The organism is Nocardia stercoris (assembly GCF_003696265.1).
Lineage (GTDB): Bacteria > Actinomycetota > Actinomycetes > Mycobacteriales > Mycobacteriaceae > Nocardia > Nocardia stercoris.
In genome coordinates this window covers 534,640-553,474 of the sequence record NZ_RFFH01000001.1, presented here as the reverse complement: position 1 = coordinate 553,474, position 18,835 = coordinate 534,640, and the positions used below count along the sequence as shown (strand labels likewise).

Sequence of the window (18,835 nt, the reverse complement as noted above, 5' to 3'; positions counted from 1 at the left end):
CTCCCCAGTTCGCGGGGACGGCATCGGCCACCGCCGCCCCCGCATCGATCACGTCCCGGACAGCTCAGCCGCTGGGGAAGATCTTGCCGTTCGCGGTCTTGGCGTCGGTGTAGGCCGTGTGCGCTTCGCGGCCGGCGGTGGACATGGCGGCGATCGCGTCGTTGAGCTCCTGCGCGCCCTTGGACCAGATGTCGTGGGCCTCCTGGTGCGCGGCGGCCGCCACACCGTCCCACTTACCACCGCTGTGCAGCTGGCCGATCCGCTGCTCGAGTTCGGTCAGATGCTCGGTGAAGAACGAGTTCAGGTTCTTCAGCTGGATGACGATATTGTCGAGTTTGTCCAGGTCGACGCTGAATTCACTCATCGCTACCCCACCGGCGGAAGGTCGAGGGTGGACAGCTCGGAGGCGAACTGATTGTCCTTCTCGTCGAACCCGGACGCCGCCGAACCGAGCTTGGACGCGATATCGGCCAGCGCCTCGAAGGTGTCCTTGCCACCGGTCTGGCAATCGGTCCAGCCCTTGCTGAAGTGGGTGGCGGCATCACCGCTCCACCCGCCCTTCAACAAGCTCTGCACCTCGGTGTCGACTCGGCTCAGCGCATTCTGCAGGACCTCGGCAAGATCGGCGGCGTACTTGCCCACCGTCTTCACTTCATCCGGAACCACCGAAAGCTCGGTATTCCCCCCAGGATTCGTCATGGCCGGATGCTAACAGCCACCGTGTAGGCCTGGATAGTGCCGGAACAACCACCGTGGAGTGGGCCGCTAGCCCAATTGCGCGACCGCCGCCACACCGATCTCGTGGTCGGTGTCGGAGCTCGCAGCACCCGAAACACCCAGCGCGCCAATGGTTTCGCCGTCCACCGTGATCAGCACGCCGCCACCGTACGGGACGAACGAGCGCGGGCCGGCCAGCGTCAGCCCGGTGCCGAACAGGGCCTGCCCCGGCTGGATGTGCGGCGTCACGTGCGTGGTGTCGAAGCCGAGCGTGACCGCCGTGAACGCCTTACCGATCGCGGTGTCGATCGTGATCAGCGCCGTACCGTCACCGCGCGCGAAGGCCACCGGATTCCCACCGGAGTCCACCACCGCCAGCGATACCTTCTCGTCCCGCTCCGCCGCGACCCGCTTCGCGGCCGCGATCACTGTTTCCGCCTGTGTCAGAGTCACATTCACGCCCGACACAACCTCCCCGCCGACTGCGGCATTCCCGCCTAGACCGGGGTGACGACACTCACTCCGGTATAGGCGTCGAGGACGTAGACGATGTGCGTGCCGGGGTCCACCACCACCTTCGCCGGCCAGCCGCGGATGGGCAGGGTCGCGACGACGGTCCGGGACTCGGTATTGATCACCGACACCGTGCCGACCGGGCTGAAATTGGCGTTGGCGACATAGACATTGTGGTAGGCCGGATCCACCGCGACAGATGTCGGCGAATGGCCGACCGGGACCGTGGCCAGCGATTTCTGCGACCGCGTATCGATCACCGAGACAGTGTTGTCCCCGGAATCGCCCACGTAGGCCAGATGCGCCGCGGCATCGAGGCCGAGGCTGCTCGCCGTCTTGCCCGCCGGAATCGTGGCGGTCACGGTCCGAGACTCGGTATCGATCACCGTCACCGCCGGTCCGAAGGTGTAGGACACGTAGACGCGATGATTCGCCGAGTCGACGACGATCCCGTTCGGATAGTTCCGGCCGTCCAGCGCAATCCGCTTCACCACGGCCCGCGTTTTCACATCGATGACCGACACCGCCTGATCACCGCCGTTGCTGACGTACAGCACGTGCGTGCCCGGATCGTAGGCCACCGCGTTCGGTGTGCTGCCGGCGGGGAAGGTGGCGGTGACCGCCCGGGTATCGGTGTCGATCACGGAGACCGTCTCGTCGTCGTAGTCGACGACGTATGCGGTGTGGTTCGCGGTATCCAACGCCACATCCAGCGGATTCTTCCCGACATCCACCGTTGCGGTGAAGGAGCGGGTGCCGGTGTCGTACAGCCGCAGCACATTCGCCTTGGTATCGACGGTGTACGCGGTATGGGCCGCCGGATCGAGCGCCAAACCGGCCAGCTTGGTGTCGAAGGGCTGCTGGGGATCGGCCACGGTGAACTGGGCATGGACCGTGGCCGGGTGCGACGACGTACGCGTCATCGCGTAGACCACCCCCGCCGTCACCGCCGCCACCACAACCGTTGCCAGAACGCCGATCCGGAGCAGCCGCCCACGCCCCGGAGTGGCGCCACCGGCGGCCGGTTCCCGCGGTCGCCCCGGCTCGGTCTGCGGCGACACCGCGACCTCCGCCAGGGCCGCGGTGGCCGCCGCGGCCAGTTCGTCGGCGGAGCCGAAGCGACGGGCGGGATCCTTCGCCATCCCCTGGGCGACAACGGCATCGAAGCCCGCACCCAGCTCCGGGCGAGAGTCGCTGGGCCGCGGCGGCGGCTGTGTGAGGTGCCCGGCGATCTGCTGCTCCAGGCCGGCACCCGGGAAAGGCGTACGCCCCGTGAGGAGTTCGAACAGCACGCCGGCGAGCGAATACACATCCGAGCGGGCGTCCGCCACACCACCGGTGAATCGTTCCGGGGCCATGTAGGCGAAGGTGCCGATCGCGCCACCGGTGCCGGTCAAGCCGGATTCGCCTGCGGCCTGGGCGATTCCGAAGTCCACTAGATAGACGAACCCGTTGGGGTCGACGAACAGGTTGGACGGCTTGACGTCACGGTGCACCAGGCCCGCCGCGTGGGCGGCCTGCAGCGCCTCCGCGGCCTGGGAGACCAGGTGCACCGCCTGTCCGGCCGGCATCGGACCGGTCTGTGCCAGAAGCGAATCCAGCCCCTGACCGACGAGCAGCTGCATGCAGATGAACAGCCGGCCGTCGATGTCGCCGTAGTCGAAGATCGGCACCACGTGCGGAGTCGACAGTCCGGCAGCGGCTTTGGCCTCCCGACGGAACCGTTCCTGCGACACCGGATCGGCCGCGAACCGCGGATGCAGCACCTTCAACGCGACGACGCGGTTGGTCAGCGTATCGACCGCCCGATACACCCGGCCCATGCCGCCTTCGCCGATCAGTTCCAGCAAGCGGTACCGGCCGAACTGTGCCCCCGCCATCGTCATTCGTCGATTCCGCCTTTCCGCGGCAGGCCGCGCGATCCGTTGCACATGGGTAGGCGGCCTACTGCGGCCGGATGATCGAGACACCGGACTTCACATCGGCGACGAAGGCCGAGTGCGTGCCGGGATCCACCGCGACGGCCATCGGCTCGACCCCGCTCAGCGACAGCGTCGCGGTCACCTTCCGGGTGACGGTGTCGAGGGTCGTCACGGACATGTCGTTGGCGTCGGCGACGTACACGGTGCGGAACTCCGGATCGACGGCCACACCGAACGGTGCGCTGCCCACCGGAACGGTCGCGGTGACCTTGCGCGACGACAGATCGACCACCGACACCAGGTTCTGGCTCATATTGGCGACATATGCCGTGTGCGTTGCACCATCGATCGCGAGACTGCGCGGCTGGTCCCCGACGGTCAGGGCGCCGACCACCACATTCGACACCGCGTCGATGATCGTCAGGTCCTTCCCCTCCTTGTTCGCGACGTACACCGTGTGGGCGGACGGGTCGATCGCGATCCCGAGCGGGGTCGCCTTGCTCTCGATCGGAATGGTCCGGACGAGAGCGTGAGTCTTCGAGTCGATCACGGTGACCGTCTGGGCATCGCTGTTCGCGACGTAGAGCGCGTGCCGATCGGCATCGAGCGCGATACCGATCGGGCTACCACCCGCAGGAATCGTGGCGGTGACCGTGCGCGAGATCGTGTCGATCACCGACACGGTGCCGTCGCCGCCGTTCGTGACATACGCGGTGTGACCGGGTGAGTCCACCACCACGCCGGAGGGCGACTTGCCGACGGTGAGGGTGTTCACCACCTTGTGATCGACGGAATCGATCACCGTCACGGTGCCGTCGCCCGCGTTCGCGAAATAGACTGCGCGCGTGGGCTGATCGACGGCCACCGCATCCGGCTGGGCGCCGATGGCGAACGGGAAGTCGACGGCGAAGTTCGTCTGCGCCGGGAGCGGCGGCGCGCTGTGTGCCGGACGCTGCGCGAGATAGCCGACCGTGGCCGCTGCCAGGGCGACGACGGCGGTCAGCGCACCGGCCACAATCGGCCACCGGCGGCGCCGTCGGGCCGGCGACGCTGCCGCGTCCTGCTGTACCGCGGGATTCGACGGACCGGACGGCAGCGGCGGCAAGCCGGCGGGCATGCCGTGACACGCGGCAGCCAGGTCCCGCGCGGTCCGGAAGCGGGCCTGCGGATCCTTGGCCATCCCGTAGGCGATCACCGCGTCGAAGCGCGTCCCCAGCTCGGGCCGAATCGTGCTGGGGTACGGCGGGTTCAGGCTGAGATGCCCGGCGATCTGCTGTTCCATCGGACCCTGGAACGGAGTGCGGCCGGTGAGCAGTTCGAACAGCACACACGCCAGCGCGTACACATCGGAACGGGCGTCCGCCGCACCGGAGGAGAACCGCTCCGGGGCCATGTAGGCGAGGGTGCCGATCGCGCCACCCACGCTGGTCAGTCCGGATTCCCCTGCCGCACGGGCGATTCCGAAGTCGATCAGATAGACGAAGCCGCGCGGGGTGACGAACAGGTTGGACGGCTTGACATCTCGATGGACCAGCCCGGCGGCGTGTGCCGCGTGCAAGGCCTCCGCCGCTTGAGCGATCACCCGTACCGCGTGCTCGGCCGGCAACGGACCCGTCCGGGCCAGCAGTGCGTCCAGCCCCTCGCCCTCGAGCAACTGCATGGCGATGAACAGCCGGCCGTCGATATCGCCGTAGTCGAAGATCGGCACCACATGCGGACTACCCAGTGCTGCAGCGGCTTTCGCCTCCCGCCGGAAACGTTCCTGCGTGACCTGGTCGGCGCTGCCCTGATGCAGGACCTTCACCGCGACGGTCCGTTCGGTCAGGGTGTCGCGCGCCCGGTACACCTGGCCCATCCCGCCCTGCCCGATCAGGTCCAGCAGCTCGTAACGGCCGAATCGCCCCCCAGCCATTGTTGTTCGCAACCCCCACCCGCTCGCGCACTACCTCTCGCACATGCTTGCACGCCGGTGACGGCTCGGCCAACCGGAGTAAGCCCGAGCGGGGGTCTAGTCGACCTCGTCGTAGTCGGCGTAGATGTCGTAGCTGCCTTGCTTGCTGGAGATCTCGAGCCGCAGTTGAGCCCGAGCCGAGTCCACTTCGGTCACCACACCATAGGAACCGATGAACGGTCCGCGCTCCACGGCGACCACGTCCCCCACCGAAAACCCCTCAGCCATGGGCCGATCCTACGCGCAGGCGTCCGGGCGTCCTCCTCCGAAAGGAGGAGCGACACGGGTCGAACGGCTCTGTGCCGGACACGACGGCGACCGGCAGAATTTCGTCATGCAGACCACCACCCCGCCCCGGGCCGGACGACCGTGACCGCCGACACCACCGAGCACCGGGCCGGACGCCGCGACTGGATCGGGCTCGGCGTGCTGGCCGCCGGGCTGTCCATGATCGTCGTAGACGGGACCATCGTCGGCGTCGCGCTGCCGGTCGTCATCAACGACCTCGGGCTGAACCTGACCGACGCGCAATGGGTCAACAGCGCGTACTCGGTGATCTTCGCGGCGCTGCTGCTGACCGCGGGGCGGCTGGGCGACCGGCTCGGGCGTCGGGCCGTGTTCATCGCCGGGGTGCTGGTGTTTCTCGCCGGCAGCGGACTCGCCGCGATCGCGGGCAGCGCGGCCGCGTTGATCACGGCCCGGGTAGTGCAGGGTGTCGGCGGGGCGTTCGTGCTGCCGGCCACGCTGTCAAGCGTGAACGCCACGTTCCGCGGGAAGGACCGCGTCGTCGCGTTCGCGGTGTGGGGCGCGGTCATCTCCGGTATGGCGGCGGTGGGGCCCCTGCTGGGCGGCGGCCTGACCACCTATGCGAACTGGCGGTGGATCTTCCTGGTCAACATCCCGATCGGGGTCGCGGTCCTGGCCGGTGCGCTGCTCGCCGTGCCCGAGACCAAGGCGACCATCACCGTGCCGGGGCTCGACGTCGACGGGTTACAGCTCAGCGCAATCGGATTCGGTGGCACGATCTTCGCTCTCATCGAAGGGCAACAGCTGGGCTGGTGGCGGCCGATCTCGGAGTTCAGTGTGTTCGGGCTGCACTGGCCACGCCATGCGCCGGTGTCGGCGGTTCCGGTGACCGGCCTGATCGGACTCGTCGCGCTGGTGCTGTTCGTGGTGTGGGAGCGGCATCGGGCCCGCGGCGGGCGGTCCGCGATTCTCGATCTCAGTTTGTTCGCGATCCCCACTTTCAGCTGGGGCAACCTGACCGCGCTCACCGTGGCGATCGGCGAATTCGGGCTGCTGCTGGTGCTGCCGTTGTTCCTGGTCAACGCGATCGGACTGTCCACGATGGGCGCCGGACTGGTGCTGGCGGCCATGGCCTTGGGCGCCTTCGCATCCGGTGCCGGCGCCCGGCACGTGGCGGCGGTACTCGGCCCGCCCGGCACGGTCGTGGCGGGGCTGGCGCTGGAGGTGATCGGGGTGCTCGCGGTGGCCGCGACCGTGTCGGCGATCGTGTCGCCGTGGCTGGTGGCCGCGCTGCTCGCGGTGTACGGCACCGGGCTGGGCCTCGCTTCGGCACAGCTCACCGGGACTGTGCTGGTGGATATTCCAGCCGAGAAGTCGGGGCAAGGCTCGGCCACGCAGAGCACGGTGCGCCAACTCGGAGCGGCACTGGGCGCCGCGATTCTGGGCGCGGTCCTGTCGATCGGGCTGGCACACAACCTGCCGCACCGGCTGGAGTCCGTCGGCTATCTTCCGCCGGCCGCGACGCAGGGTCTGGTGACTGCGACCCGCGACTCCGCCGGCGGGACCATCTCCGGTCTGCGCGCCCAGGGTGAGCGGAGCGGCTTCGGCGTGACCGGCCCGCGGATCACCACTGCCCTGTCCGAGGGCTTCGCCGACGCGACCCGGGCCGCGCTGTTCACGGCCGCCGGCTTTTTGGTCTTGGGCCTGATCGGCTCGACCGTGCTGCGGGCCCGCAGCGGCCGCAAGGACACCGGGGCATAGGTTCGCGCTTGCCGGTTCGCGTTCCGTGCTGTGGCAGGGAACGCGAACCGGCCTCGGGTGCAATCCGATTCAGCTGCGGGCGGCGGCGCGCAGGGCCTCGAGGTCCAGCTTGGACATGGTGCGGATGGCGGTGCCGACCGCAGCGGGGTTCTCGCCCATCAGGGCGGGCAGCTCGCTGGGGACGACCTGCCAGGACAGGCCCCAGCGGTCGGTGAGCCAGCCGCACGGGCCGGGCTTGCCGCCGTCGGCGGTGAGGGCGTCCCAGAGGCGGTCGACCTCGGCCTGGCCGTCGACGATCACCTGCAGCGAGAACGCGTCGGTGTGCGGGTGGGCCGGGCCGCCGTTGAGCAGCGTGACCGAGTGGCCGGCCAGCTCCAGTTCGACGATGAACGCCGAACCGTCGGGGTTGCGGGTGATGCCGGTGATCTTCGAGCCGGGGATCTGCTGGGTGTAGTACTCGGCGGCCTGCTCGGCGGCGGAGTCGAACCAGACGAACGAGGTGACGGTGGTGGTCATGACGGGCTCCTCGGTTGGGTTGAAGTTACTGTCACCCATGGGTCGGAGCCGCTACGTCAGGCTCGACACATCCGCACACATTTTTCGGAGAAACTTTTCGCCCACCCCCGATCCGCACCCGAGTTCGGTGCGAAACGGACGAACCTGACACACTTGTCGGGTCGAAAACGACCGGCTACCTGCGGTGACGCAGCTCACAGGCCGGAGAACGAAGGAGATGACGTGGAGCGTATCGGTGTGATCGGCGGCGGCACCATGGGTGCCGGAATCGCCGAGGTGGCGGCCAAGGCCGGCAGTTCGGTGCTGGTGCTCGAGCGCGACGCCGACGCCGCGGCGGCCGCTCAGGCCCGCATCGAGAAGTCGATCGCGCGCGGTGTGAAGGCCGGCAAGCTGTCGCAGGAGGACGCCGACGCGGCCGTCGCCCGCATCACCCTGACCACCGACATCGGTGAGTTCGCCGACCGCGAGCTGGTCATCGAGGCCGCACCAGAGATCGAGTCGCTCAAGACCGACTTCTTCGCCAAGCTGGACGCCATCGTCTCCCCCGAGACCATCCTGGCCACCAACACCTCCTCGATCCCGGTGATCAAGATGGCCAACGCCACCCAGAACCCGGGCCGCGTGGTGGGCGTGCACTTCTTCAACCCGGTGCCGGTGATGCCGCTGGTCGAGATCGTGGTGTCGCTGAAGACCGACCGCGAGGTCGCCGACCGGATGCACGCCTTCGCCCGCGACGTGCTCGGCAAGCGCACCATCGAGGCCAAGGACCAGGCCGGCTTCATCGTCAACGCCCTGCTCATCCCGTACATCGTGAGCGCGATCCGGATGTACGAGTCCGGCTTCGCCTCCGCCGAGGACATCGACGAGGGCATGGTCTCCGGCTGCGCCCACCCGATGGGCCCGCTGCGCCTCGCCGACACCGTCGGCCTCGACATCTGCCTGGCCGTCGCCGAATCCCTCTACGCCGAGTTCCGCCAGGAGCAGTACGCCCCGCCGGTGCTGCTGCGCCGCCTGGTCGACGCCGGATTCCTCGGCCGCAAGACCGGGCGCGGTTTCTACACCTACTGAGTGCGATCGGACGGTTCGGGAAGTACCGGAACACGGCCTTCCCGAACCGATCGATACCGCGGACCGATCACTCGATTCGCTTCACTCGAGCGGCAATTGGTCGGTTTCGTAAGGCCGGGTCGCCCCCGTGATCGTCATGCGGCTGAATAGGCTCGACGCCGGATACACCTGGTCGAACCGGACCTCGACCCTCACTGTATCCGCGGCGCCACGGGGCTACCGTGGACTCATGGGCATGATCGGTGAAATGTTCCCCAGCAAGAAGCTGCAGCACGAAGGCAGTGGGGACAGCGACGGGCAGGAACACGAACCCCGCGTGGAGCTCGACCTGGACGCCGGCGTGATCCGGTTGTCGGGATCACGCCCGGACCCGGCCTCGAACACCCCTTAGCGACGGGCTCGGTCTTACGCTGCCGCGCTGACCAATTCGCGGGCGGCGGTGTGGTAGCGCGAGGCGAGGAGGCGGACCACTGCCGGGTGGGCGCCGATGGGTTCCGCGACGCCGTCGGCGCCGGATTCGTGCAGGCGCTGGTGGAAGAGGCCGTGGGCCAGCAGGTACGAGGCGATGAAGACGCGGCCGGTGCTCGAATTGCGGTGCTCGGCAATCACATCGGCGACCCGCGGGGTGCCGGTGGCGATGTAGGCGACCGGGGCGGGGGTGTCGAGGAGGTCGCCGAGCATGGCGGCGGCGCGGCGGACGTCGTGGCGGGCGCGGGCATCCGAGGAGCCGGCGGCCGCGAAGACAACGGCGTCGCCGGGACGCCAGCCGGCGTCGCGCAGACGGGAGCGCATCACGCGGGCCAGGACCGGGTCGGGGCCGAGGGCGGGAGTGACGGCGACCGCGTCATGGCCGCTGTCGGCGATCTCACGCGGCACATCCTGGTAGACGTGGTAGCCGGAGGCCAGGAACGCCGGAATCAGCACGGCCGGAACATTGTTCAGCTCACGCAGCAGGTCCGACGGCGCGGGTCCGAGGACGTCGACGAACGCCGTGGGCACCCGCTCGACGCCGAGTTCGGCGGCCAGCGCCACCGCCAGCTCACCGATCATCTCGACACCGCGCACACTGCGAGTACCGTGCGCCACCAGAACCGGCGCCGCCCCGTGGATCATCGTCACCACACACCGGCCAGCGGGGTCGGGCGGTTGGGCCGCACGGTCGAACCGAAAGCCGGCGCCACCGGCTGCGATAACTCCGCGCTCTCGGTAGCCGCGGGGTCCAGGGCCAGCCGGTAGCCACGTTTGACCACGGTCTGGATCGCCTTCGGCGTGCCCAAACCCGCACGCAGCCGGGCGATTCCGGTCTCCACGGCATGGGTGTCGTCACCGCCGCCGGGCAGCGCGGACAGCAGATCCTCCCGCGACACCACCCGGCCGGGGCGGCGAGCCAGCGCCCGCATCAACGCCATCGGCGCCGGCGCGAGCTGACGCACCTGACCGTCCACCACGACACAGGCACCGCGAACGGACAATTCGTGGCCGGCGGCGTGAATCCGGTTGGCGCGCCGGGGAAGTTCCTCGGCCACATGCCGGGCCAGTGCGCCCAGACGGGCCCGCGCGGGCTGCGTGGTCGGGACCCCGAGCGCCTCCAGCGGGGCGGCCGTGATCGGCCCGACACAGGCCGGCAGCACCCGGGTACGCAGCGCGTGCACCACCGACTCCAGCACGCCGATGGACTTGGCGCGCATCAACATCGACGCCACCGCGGGAGCACTGGTGAAGGTGACACAGTCCAGGCCGCCGGTGATGATCGACTCGATCATCCGGTCGATCAGGGTCAGATCCGCCGGGGGCGTCCAGCGGTACACCGGCACCGGCACGACCTCCGCGCCCGCGCAGCGCAGCACCTCACAGAAGTCCGGCACCGGCTCCCACTCGGTGGTGGCGCCGTGCAACTGGACCGCGATCCGCACCCCCTCCACACCCGCGGCGAGCAGATGATCGAGCACCTCGGCGGAGGACTCGGAGGCCGGCGACCACTCCTCCCGCAGCTCCGCGGCCCGGATCGCGCCCTTGGCCTTGGGTCCGCGGGCCAGCAGCCGGGTCGAGGCCAGGGCCGTCCGCAGATCCTCGGCCATGCCCCAGCCCTCGGCCGCCTCCATCCAGCCCCGGAAACCGATCCCGGTGGTGGCGATGGTGAGTTGTGGTGGGTTGTCGATCAGCTCGGCGGTGACCCGCTCGAGTTCGTTGTCGTCGGCCAGCGGAATGATCCGGATGGCCGGTGCCGCGGTGACAGTCGCCCCGCGGCGGGCGAGGAGGGTGGCGAGTTCGTCCGCCCGGCGGGCGGCGGTCACGCCGATGGTGAAACCGCTGAGCGGTACACCGGTGTCGAGCTCGGTCATCAGGAATTACCACCGTAAGGGTCGACCGGCAGGTCGGAGACCTCGACGACGCCGTCGAGCACGCGCACCGCGTACACCGGTAGGCCGGCCTCCGGGTCGTCGAGGCAGCGGCCGTCCAGCAACGAGAACGCCTGCTTCAACAGCGGCGAGGCCACGACCGGCTCGCCGGCGCGGTCGCCGACGATCCCACGGGACATCACCGCGGCCCGTCCGAACGGGTCGATATTGCCCACGGCATACAGGGTACCGTCGGCCACCACGAACAGTGCGGCCTGCTGTCCGCTCCGCAGCAGAACCGCCGCGCCACGGCCCGGGATGAGGTGGTCGAGGCGGCAGGCCTGCGTCCACGAGCGGACGCCCACCTGGGTACGGCTGGGTGTGTCGATCACAGTCATCGGTTCATCTCCTCTGAGCGCCGGTACCTGTTGCTCATTGGTACCGGCGTGCTGTTTCCTGCGGATTACGCGGCCGTTTCCCCTGTGGAGAGAGGCTGTGACGGCAGCTGCCCGGCGGGAGTGAGAACGGCCGCCCCACCGGGTGATTCGCCTCAGTTGCCGGCCCGCACCGGCAGCTGGGGCACCCCCAACAGCACCGGCACCTTGCGCTCACCGGAGTTGTCGAAGGCAATGGTCGGGTCGGTCTCCTCGGGCGCGTTGACGAAGGACACGAAGCGCGACAGCTTCGCCGGATCCTCCAGCACCGCCGCCCACTCGTCCTTGTAGCCGTCGACGTGGCGGGCCATGGCTTCCTCGAGTTCGGCGGCGATACCGAGAGAGTCGTCACACACGACCGACTTCAGGTAATCGAGGCCACCGTCGAGCGCTTCCTGCCAGGGTGCGGTGCGCTGCAGCCGGTCGGCGGTGCGGATGTAGAACATCAGGTAGCGGTCGATGTAGCGGATCAGCGTCTCGTCGTCGAGTTCACCGGCGAGCAGCACCGCGTGCTTGGGGGTGAGGCCGCCGTTGCCGCCGACGTAGAGGTTCCAGCCGTTCTCGGTGGCGATCACGCCGACGTCCTTGCCGCGGGCCTCCGCGCACTCGCGGGCACAGCCCGAGACGGCTAGCTTCAGCTTGTGCGGGGACCGCAGGCCGCGGTAGCGCTTCTCCAGCAGCACGGCCATGCCGACCGAGTCCTGCTGGCCGTAGCGGCACCAGGTGGACCCGACGCAGCTCTTCACGGTGCGCAGCGACTTGCCGTAGGCGTGACCGGATTCCATGCCGGCGTCCACCAGCCGCTGCCAGATCGCGGGCAGCTGGTCGACGCGGGCGCCGAACAGGTCGATCCGCTGACCACCGGTGACCTTCACATAGAGATCGAAATCCTTTGCGATGCTGCCGATCTCGATCAGCTGGTCGGCGGTCACCTCACCACCGGGCATCCGCGGCACCACCGAGTAGGTGCCGTTCTTCTGCAGGTTGGCCAGGAAGTGGTCGTTGGTGTCCTGCAGCGCGGCCTGCTCACCGTCGAGGATGTGGTCGCTCGAGGTGGAGGCCAGGATCGAGGCGACGGTCGGCTTGCAGATGTCGCAGCCGGATCCCTTGCCGTGCTTGGCGACCAGCTCGGAGAACTTGCGGATACCGGTGCCCGCCACGATGTGGAACAGCTCCTGGCGCGACTGCTCGAAGTGCTCGCACAGCGCCTTGGACTGCGCCACACCCGACTGCTCGAGCAGCTTCTTGAGCATGGGAACGCAACCGCCGCAAGAGGTTCCGGCGTTGGTGCAGCTCTTGATGCCCACGATGTCGCAGGCGCCGTCGGCGATCGCACCGCAGATCGCGCCCTTGGAAACGTTGTTGCAGGAACAGATCTGGGCGTCGTCGGGCAGTGCGTCGGCCCCCAGTTCGGCGCCGGCCGGGGAGATCAGCGCCGCCGGTTCGGCCGGCAGCGGGCTGCCGACCAGCGGGCGCAGCGTGGAATACGCCGACGCGTCACCGACCAGGATGCCGCCCAGCAGGGTCTTCGCGTCGTCGGAGACGACGAGCTTGGCGTAGGTGCCCTTGGCGGCGTCGTGCAGCACCACCGACAGCGCGCCTTCGGTCTTGCCGAACGCGTCACCGAAGGAGGCCACGTCTACGCCGAGCAGCTTCAGCTTGGTGGACAGGTCCGCGCCCGGGAACTCGCCCTGGCCGCCGAGCAGGCGGTCGGCGACGATCTCGGCCGTCGTGTAACCCGGTGCGACCAGGCCGTAGCAGACACCTTCGACCGCGGCGACCTCACCGACGGCGTAGATGTTCGGGTCCGAGGTGACCATGCTCAGGTCGGTGACCACACCGCCGCGGGTACCGATCTCCAAGCCGGCGTCGCGGGCGATCCCGTCGCGCGGCCGGATACCGGCGGAGAAGACCACCAGCGCGGCGTCGATCACCGAGTCGTCCGAAAGCTTCACCGACACACCGGTTTCGGTGTCCTCGATGGCCGCGGTGCCGACCCCGGTGTGCACGTGCAGGCCCAGATCGGTGACCAGCTTCTCCAGGATCGCGCCACCGCCCTCGTCGACCTGCACCGGCATCAGCCGCGGCGCGAACTCGACCACGTGCGGGGTCATGCCCATCAGCCGCAGCGCGTTGGCGGCCTCCAGGCCGAGCAGACCACCGCCGACCACCACACCGACCGCGCCCGGGCCGGCCGCGTCGGCGGCGGCGCGGATCCCGTCCAGGTCCTCGATCGTGCGGTAGACGAAGCAGTTGTCGTGGTCGTGGCCGGGCACCGGCGGGACGAAGGCGTACGAGCCGGTGGCCAGGACCAGGGCGTCGTAGTCGAGTACCTCGCCGGTCGTGGTGGTGACCTTGCGGGCCTCGCGGTCGATGGCGGCACCACCGACGCCCAGGCGCAGGTCGACCAGGTCGTCGCCGGCGTACTCGTTGCCGGGCAGTGCGAGCGCGCTCGGCTCCCAGTTACCCACGTAGGAGGACAGCCCGACCCGGTCGTAGGCGGCCAGCGACTCCTCGCTGAGCACCACCACCCGCCACCGGCCGTCGGTGTCGCGCGCACGCAGGGCCTCGACGAACCGGTGACCGACCATGCCGTGACCGATGACCACTGCGGTCTTGCGAGCGATGTTGTTCATGACTGCTGTCCTCCGTCGTGATTCGTTCAGGTCAGGTCAGGCCGAAGCCGTCGAGGTCGTGGTTCCGTCGGCCTCCGCCTCGAGGACGACCGCCTCGGCCTCGGTGACCACGGCCGGTTCGGCAGCGGCGGGAGCGAGCGCGACACCGCGGGCGCTCGGCCGGCGCATGAAGACCGCCCAGCAGACCACCGCGCACACCACGTAGAAGGCCATGAAGATCCAGAAGGCCGTGGTGGCCGATTTGGTCGAGTTGTAGGAGCTGCGCAGCACCAGGTTGATCGCGACACCACCCAGGCCACCGAAGGCGCCGACGAAACCGATCAGGGCGCCGGCGGTGTTCTGCGACCAGACGGCCTGCTCCTTGGCGGTGCCGTCGATGCTCTTGGACTTGGCGTCGAACACCGACGGGATCAGCTTGGTGACCGCGCCGTTCCCGATACCGGTGAGGACGAACAGGATGAGGAAGGCGATCACCAGCATCGTCATGACGCCGCCCTTGGCCACACCGCCGTGGTGGTCGGCCTGCGTGCTGGCCATGGCGATCAGGATCGCGGCGGCGGTCATGCCGATGAAGGTGTAGAGGGTGACCTTGCTGCCGCCGATCTTGTCGGCCCACTTACCGCCGAGCGGACGGACCAGCGAGCCGAGCAGCGGGCCGATGAAGGCGATCTGGGCGGCGTGCAGCGACGCTTTGCCGGCGACGGCCTTCATGGCGGCGGCCTTGGCGGCCGGGACGGCGATCAGTGCCGCCTGCGCCTTCAGATCGGCGGTGAAGCTGATGTTGAGCACTTGGCCGAAAGCGAAACCGAAACCGATGAAGCTACCGAAGGTGCCGATGTACAAGAAGGCGATCGCCCACGACTGCGGAACCCGCAGCGCCTCGAGCATGTAGCCGAGGTTCGCCTGCTGGTTGCGCAGGTTGTCCATGTACAACGCGGCACCGATGGCGCCGGCCGCGATCAGAACCAGGTAGACGGCACAGACGTAGGAGGCGTTGTGGTACTTGCTGCCGAAGAGAGCGATGACGCCGAGACCGACCAACTGAATGGCCGGCACACCGATGTTGCCGCCGCCGGCGTTCATCCCGAGTGCCCAGCCCTTGAGCCGCTGGGGGTAGAAGGCGTTGATGTTCGTCATCGACGACGCGAAGTTGCCGCCACCGAAGCCCGCCAGCGCACCGATGATGATGAAGGTCGTGTACGAGGTGTGCGGCTGATTGATGAAGTACAGGGTCAGCAGGGTGGGGATCAGCAGCAGGCCTGCGCTGAAGATGGTCCAGTTGCGGCCGCCGAAGCGGGCCGTCGCCACGGTGTAGGGCACCCGCAGGATGGAGCCCACCAGGGTGGGCACCGCGCCCAGGAAGAACTTGCCCGCGGGATCGATGTGGAACACGTCCATCGGCATGAACAGCACCATGACCGACCAGATCGACCACACCGAGAATCCGACGTGCTCGGCGAACACCGACCAGATCAGGTTCCGGCGGGCGACGTCCTTACCGCCGGCCTCCCACGCGTCGACATCCTCGGCATCCCAATGCTCGATGTCGTGATTCCTCATCAACGTACTCACTGTGCCCTCCTGCGATCCGATTGGAATCAACGGTAGGGACCGGGTATTGCGCCCGTGCTGCTTTCGATGACACGCGAATCAACGGTTACTCACGCGTCAATTTCCGCGTCGGTGAGAATTGCGCTTTGTTTCCGGCAGATGACAAAGGCATTGTCGGAATGTCACCGGGAGGCGGAATTACCCACCGGTCGCGGGTGAGCCGCCCCACCCGGACGACGGCCCGAAGTCGTCCCATGACGGGACGATGCCTAGTTTCCCGGGATTGCGGGGGTAATCTGTCACGCGTGCAACCCGTCCGGCGAACCAGCCTCATCGCCCAGGTCACCGAGCAGTTGCGCACGGAGATCAGGTCCGGCCGCTGGGCGGTCGGCAGCCGGATCCCGACCGAACCGGAGCTCACCGAGCTCACCGGGACCGGCCGCAACACCGTGCGCGAAGCTGTCCAGGCACTTGTGCATGCCGGCATGCTCGAGCGCCGTCAAGGCTCGGGCACCTATGTCATCGGCCAATCCGATCTGGGTGGCGCGCTGTCGAAATATTTCGCCGCCGCCCGACAGCGCGACGTGTTCGAACTGCGCCGCGTACTCGACAATGCCGCCGCGCGACTGGCCGCCGAACGGCGTGACGAGACCGATATCGCGACATTATGGCAGTGCGTGAACGACCGTAACGTGGCGTGCGACACCGTTTCGCCGGAGCGATTCGAATTGGACACCGCATTACATCGCGCAGTGGTATCCGCGAGTCACAATGCCGTTTATCTGGAGTTCTATGAATCGCTGATTCCGGTGCTCGACCAGGCACTTCGGTCCCGGGTGTCCGACGGGCACTCCACCGAGCGCTACAACGCCGAGCACATCGAACTGGTGGCGGCGATCGAGGCCGGTGACCCCGACCGGGCCGCGACCGCGGCCGACGGACTGCACCGGGTCGTGCTCGCGGAATACGACTAGCCGCAACGGATCACGGTCCGCCGCAATAACGGCCGCCGGGAAATCGAACTACAGCCGCAACCGGATCATGTCGGCCGTGTGCGCGAGTCCGGCCAAGGCGTCGGGTGTCGAGCGCGGATGCAAGGTGTGCACGGCGAGCCGGAAAAGCACGGCCCGCAACAACATCTGCGGCCACTCCGGCAGATCCGACCAGCGATCCAGCAACCCCGCGTCCGCGCCGCCCCAGGACACCGCGTCCACCACGATCACCGCGGCCGCCCACACTACCGGCCGCCAATACGGCGTCAGATCGGTCAAGCCGGGTTCCGCCGGACCCGCGAACAGGACGGTGCCGAACAGGTCGCCGTGCACCAGCTGCGGCGCGGCCTGCACCGGACGGCGCAATGTGGACAACTGCACCAGCAACTCGAGACTGCGACGGCAGTCCGGCGTGGTGCCGACCCCGCCGGCCGCCTGCACACTGCGCGCCGGCGCCGGATCCCAGGCCGCGTTGTCGGCGACCGCGAACACATCGATCTCACCCCACGGCGACAACGGTTGCGCGCCCAGGAACCGCGGGCGCTCCAAACTCGCGGTCGCCTGATGTAGTCGCAGCGACAGCGACACCACCTCGTCGTAGCGCGGCTCGGCCGTGCCCGCGATATGGGTATCGGCCCGCCAGCCCGAGACCACGTAACGGCCGTCGGTGCCGCGCACCGGACGCGCCAGCCGCACACCGTCGACCCGCAGCGACTCGCGGACCTTCGCCGACCAGGCCGCGCGGGCGTGGTCGGCGACCGGGGTCAGCAACAGATCGCCGCAGCGCCAGGCTCCGCCCCAGTCGTCGAGCGGAACCGGCTGCACCGACCGCAGCCCGAAGGTCGCCAGCACGTGCGCGGGAGGTTCCACTGCATTCACGGCCGTACCGTAACTCTGTCCCGGGGCACTGTCCGGCGCGCCGCGCCGAACAGGCCGCCGGCGGGGTCTCCCCCGGCCGGCGGGTGCCGCTGCGCGATCAGTAGACCGGCAGGCTGGGGTCGATCTGGCTGGCCCAGGCCACGATGCCGCCCTGCAGATGCGTGGCATCGGCGAAACCGGCCCGCTTCAGCGCGGCCAGCGCCTCGGCCGACCGGATACCGGTCTTGCAGTGCAGCACGATCGGGGTGTTCTGCGGCAGCTCGGCCAGCGCCTCACCGGACAGGATCCGGTCCTTCGGGATCAAGGTCGCGCCCTCGATCCGCACGATCTCCCACTCGACCGGTTCGCGGACGTCGATGATCGCCACGTCCTTGCCGGCGTCGAGCATCTCCTTGAGCTCGCGCGCGGTGATCGTGGAACCGAACGCGGCGGCCTGGCCCTCCTCGGACACCACACCGCAGAACGCCTCGTAGTCGATCAGACCGGTGATCGGCTGCCGTTCCGGGTCGCGGCGCAGCTTGATGGTCCGGTAGGTCATGTCCAGGGCGTCGTAGACCATGAGCCGGCCGAGCAGGGTCTCACCGATACCGCAGATCAGCTTGATCGCCTCGGTGACCATGATCGAGCCAATGGACGCGCACAGCACGCCCAGCACGCCGCCCTCGGCGCAGGACGGAACCATGCCCGGCGGCGGCGCCTCCGGGTACAGGTCGCGGTAGTTGATGCCACGGCCGTCGGGGGCGTCCTCCCAGAACACCGACGCCTGGCCCTCGAACCGGTAGATCGAGCCCCACACGTACGGCTTACCGGCCAGCACCGCGGCGTCGTTGACCAGGTAGCGGGTGGCGAAATTGTCGGTGCCGTCGACGATCAGGTCGTAGCGGGAGAACAGTTCGACCGCGTTCTCGGGCTCGAGGCGGATCTTGTGCAGTTCGACATTGATGCTGGAGTTGATCTCGAGGATCGACTCCTTGGCGCTGTCCGCCTTCGACTTGCCGATATCGGATTCGCCGTGGATCACCTGCCGTTGCAGGTTCGACATGTCGACCTCGTCGAACTCGACGATGCCCAGGGTGCCGACCCCGGCCGCGGCCAGGTACAGCAGCGCCGGCGAACCCAGACCACCCGCGCCGATCACCAGCACTCGGGCGTTCTTCAGCCGCTTCTGACCGGTCATCCCCACATCGGGGATGATGAGGTGCCGGCTGTACCGGGCGACCTCGTCCTTGGTCAGTTCCGCTGCCGGCTCGACCAGTGGCGGCAGGGACTTGGGTGATGCTGACACCGTTTGAACTCCTCGCATCGAATTC

18 protein-coding genes are annotated in these 18,835 nt (G+C 68.5%); 4 read left to right on the top strand and 14 right to left on the bottom strand.

What is annotated here, in order from left to right:
• Positions 1-64: 64 nt before the first annotated feature.
• The 6 genes from EBN03_RS02335 to EBN03_RS33965 all read right to left on the bottom strand — a co-directional run bounded on the left by EBN03_RS02335 (position 65) and on the right by EBN03_RS33965 (position 5,331).
• Complete coding sequence (locus EBN03_RS02335; RefSeq protein WP_122186137.1) at positions 65-364, bottom strand: WXG100 family type VII secretion target; 300 nt, start codon at positions 362-364, stop codon at positions 65-67.
• A gap of 2 nt (positions 365-366) precedes the next feature.
• Complete coding sequence (locus EBN03_RS02330) at positions 367-699, bottom strand: WXG100 family type VII secretion target (RefSeq protein WP_122186136.1); 333 nt, start codon at positions 697-699, stop codon at positions 367-369.
• A 66-nt stretch (positions 700-765) separates the two neighbouring features.
• The gene (locus tag EBN03_RS33970; RefSeq protein ID WP_158675508.1) at positions 766-1,176 is read right to left on the bottom strand and encodes a GlcG/HbpS family heme-binding protein; all 411 of its coding nucleotides are present in this window, start codon (positions 1,174-1,176) and stop codon (positions 766-768) included.
• Positions 1,177-1,214: 38 nt separating this feature from the next.
• A complete protein-coding gene (locus tag EBN03_RS02320) occupies positions 1,215-3,116 on the bottom strand; it encodes a serine/threonine-protein kinase (RefSeq protein ID WP_122186134.1) in 1,902 nt (633 codons plus the stop codon).
• 58 nt (positions 3,117-3,174) lie between these two features.
• On the bottom strand, positions 3,175-5,064 hold the full coding sequence (locus EBN03_RS02315; RefSeq protein ID WP_122186133.1) for a serine/threonine-protein kinase: 1,890 nt from the start codon (positions 5,062-5,064) through the stop codon (positions 3,175-3,177).
• Positions 5,065-5,160: 96 nt separating this feature from the next.
• Positions 5,161-5,331 carry a KOW domain-containing RNA-binding protein gene (locus EBN03_RS33965; protein WP_158675507.1) on the bottom strand — a complete coding sequence of 57 codons (171 nt, stop codon included), beginning with the start codon at positions 5,329-5,331 and terminating at the stop codon, positions 5,161-5,163.
• A 141-nt stretch (positions 5,332-5,472) separates the two neighbouring features.
• Between EBN03_RS33965 and EBN03_RS02310 the strand changes: the two genes are divergently transcribed.
• A complete protein-coding gene (locus tag EBN03_RS02310; protein WP_233608057.1) occupies positions 5,473-7,110 on the top strand; it encodes an MFS transporter in 1,638 nt (545 codons plus the stop codon).
• A gap of 69 nt (positions 7,111-7,179) precedes the next feature.
• Here EBN03_RS02310 and EBN03_RS02305 read toward each other — a convergent pair whose 3' ends face one another.
• Positions 7,180-7,626: a VOC family protein gene (locus tag EBN03_RS02305; protein ID WP_122186750.1), complete on the bottom strand. Its 447-nt coding sequence runs from the start codon at positions 7,624-7,626 to the stop codon at positions 7,180-7,182.
• A 222-nt stretch (positions 7,627-7,848) separates the two neighbouring features.
• Here EBN03_RS02305 and EBN03_RS02300 point away from each other — a divergent pair, with 222 nt between their 5' ends.
• Both EBN03_RS02300 and EBN03_RS34440 read left to right on the top strand, forming a co-directional pair.
• Positions 7,849-8,694, top strand: a complete 846-nt coding sequence (locus EBN03_RS02300) for a 3-hydroxybutyryl-CoA dehydrogenase (RefSeq protein ID WP_122186132.1) — start codon at positions 7,849-7,851, stop codon at positions 8,692-8,694.
• A 229-nt stretch (positions 8,695-8,923) separates the two neighbouring features.
• On the top strand, positions 8,924-9,085 hold the full coding sequence (locus EBN03_RS34440) for a hypothetical protein (RefSeq protein WP_199742566.1): 162 nt from the start codon (positions 8,924-8,926) through the stop codon (positions 9,083-9,085).
• A gap of 14 nt (positions 9,086-9,099) precedes the next feature.
• Here the strand turns inward: EBN03_RS34440 and EBN03_RS02290 are convergent, their stop codons facing one another.
• From EBN03_RS02290 to EBN03_RS02270, 5 genes are all read right to left on the bottom strand, one after another.
• Positions 9,100-9,804 (bottom strand): sirohydrochlorin chelatase, encoded by a 705-nt coding sequence (locus EBN03_RS02290; RefSeq protein WP_122186749.1) that lies wholly within the window; start codon positions 9,802-9,804, stop codon positions 9,100-9,102.
• Positions 9,805-9,809: 5 nt separating this feature from the next.
• Positions 9,810-11,036, bottom strand: coding sequence for a uroporphyrinogen-III synthase (locus EBN03_RS02285; protein WP_122186130.1), 1,227 nt, complete (start codon positions 11,034-11,036; stop codon positions 9,810-9,812).
• Entirely contained in the window at positions 11,036-11,431 is a 396-nt protein-coding gene (nirD, locus tag EBN03_RS02280) for a nitrite reductase small subunit NirD (RefSeq protein WP_122186129.1), read from the bottom strand. The genes EBN03_RS02285 and nirD overlap by 1 nt, the downstream gene beginning before the upstream one ends.
• A gap of 152 nt (positions 11,432-11,583) precedes the next feature.
• Positions 11,584-14,103: a nitrite reductase large subunit NirB gene (gene nirB / locus EBN03_RS02275; RefSeq protein ID WP_233608056.1), complete on the bottom strand. Its 2,520-nt coding sequence runs from the start codon at positions 14,101-14,103 to the stop codon at positions 11,584-11,586.
• 36 nt (positions 14,104-14,139) lie between these two features.
• A complete protein-coding gene (locus tag EBN03_RS02270) occupies positions 14,140-15,663 on the bottom strand; it encodes a nitrate/nitrite transporter (protein ID WP_122186128.1) in 1,524 nt (507 codons plus the stop codon).
• Between the two features lie 296 nt (positions 15,664-15,959).
• Here EBN03_RS02270 and EBN03_RS02265 point away from each other — a divergent pair, with 296 nt between their 5' ends.
• The gene (locus EBN03_RS02265) at positions 15,960-16,628 is read left to right on the top strand and encodes a FadR/GntR family transcriptional regulator (protein WP_122186127.1); all 669 of its coding nucleotides are present in this window, start codon (positions 15,960-15,962) and stop codon (positions 16,626-16,628) included.
• A gap of 48 nt (positions 16,629-16,676) precedes the next feature.
• Here EBN03_RS02265 and EBN03_RS02260 read toward each other — a convergent pair whose 3' ends face one another.
• Together EBN03_RS02260 and moeZ are read right to left on the bottom strand one after the other, a co-directional pair.
• A complete protein-coding gene (locus EBN03_RS02260; RefSeq protein ID WP_122186126.1) occupies positions 16,677-17,525 on the bottom strand; it encodes a TIGR02569 family protein in 849 nt (282 codons plus the stop codon).
• A 97-nt stretch (positions 17,526-17,622) separates the two neighbouring features.
• Positions 17,623-18,810, bottom strand: coding sequence for an adenylyltransferase/sulfurtransferase MoeZ (gene moeZ / locus EBN03_RS02255; RefSeq protein ID WP_407671070.1), 1,188 nt, complete (start codon positions 18,808-18,810; stop codon positions 17,623-17,625).
• Positions 18,811-18,835 lie beyond the last annotated feature (25 nt).

Coding starts and splice junctions, on each gene's coding strand:
- EBN03_RS02335 (WP_122186137.1), bottom strand. CDS start 364: ATGAGTGAATTCAGCGTCGACCTGGACAAACTCGACAATATCGTCATC.
- EBN03_RS02330 (WP_122186136.1), bottom strand. CDS start 699: ATGACGAATCCTGGGGGGAATACCGAGCTTTCGGTGGTTCCGGATGAA.
- EBN03_RS02320 (WP_122186134.1), bottom strand. CDS start 3,116: ATGACGATGGCGGGGGCACAGTTCGGCCGGTACCGCTTGCTGGAACTG.
- EBN03_RS02315 (WP_122186133.1), bottom strand. CDS start 5,064: ATGGCTGGGGGGCGATTCGGCCGTTACGAGCTGCTGGACCTGATCGGG.
- EBN03_RS33965 (WP_158675507.1), bottom strand. CDS start 5,331: ATGGCTGAGGGGTTTTCGGTGGGGGACGTGGTCGCCGTGGAGCGCGGA.
- EBN03_RS02305 (WP_122186750.1), bottom strand. CDS start 7,626: ATGACCACCACCGTCACCTCGTTCGTCTGGTTCGACTCCGCCGCCGAG.
- EBN03_RS34440 (WP_199742566.1), top strand. CDS start 8,924: ATGGGCATGATCGGTGAAATGTTCCCCAGCAAGAAGCTGCAGCACGAA.
- EBN03_RS02285 (WP_122186130.1), bottom strand. CDS start 11,036: ATGACCGAGCTCGACACCGGTGTACCGCTCAGCGGTTTCACCATCGGC.
- nirD (WP_122186129.1), bottom strand. CDS start 11,431: ATGACTGTGATCGACACACCCAGCCGTACCCAGGTGGGCGTCCGCTCG.
- nirB (WP_233608056.1), bottom strand. CDS start 14,103: ATGAACAACATCGCTCGCAAGACCGCAGTGGTCATCGGTCACGGCATG.
- EBN03_RS02270 (WP_122186128.1), bottom strand. CDS start 15,663: ATGAGGAATCACGACATCGAGCATTGGGATGCCGAGGATGTCGACGCG.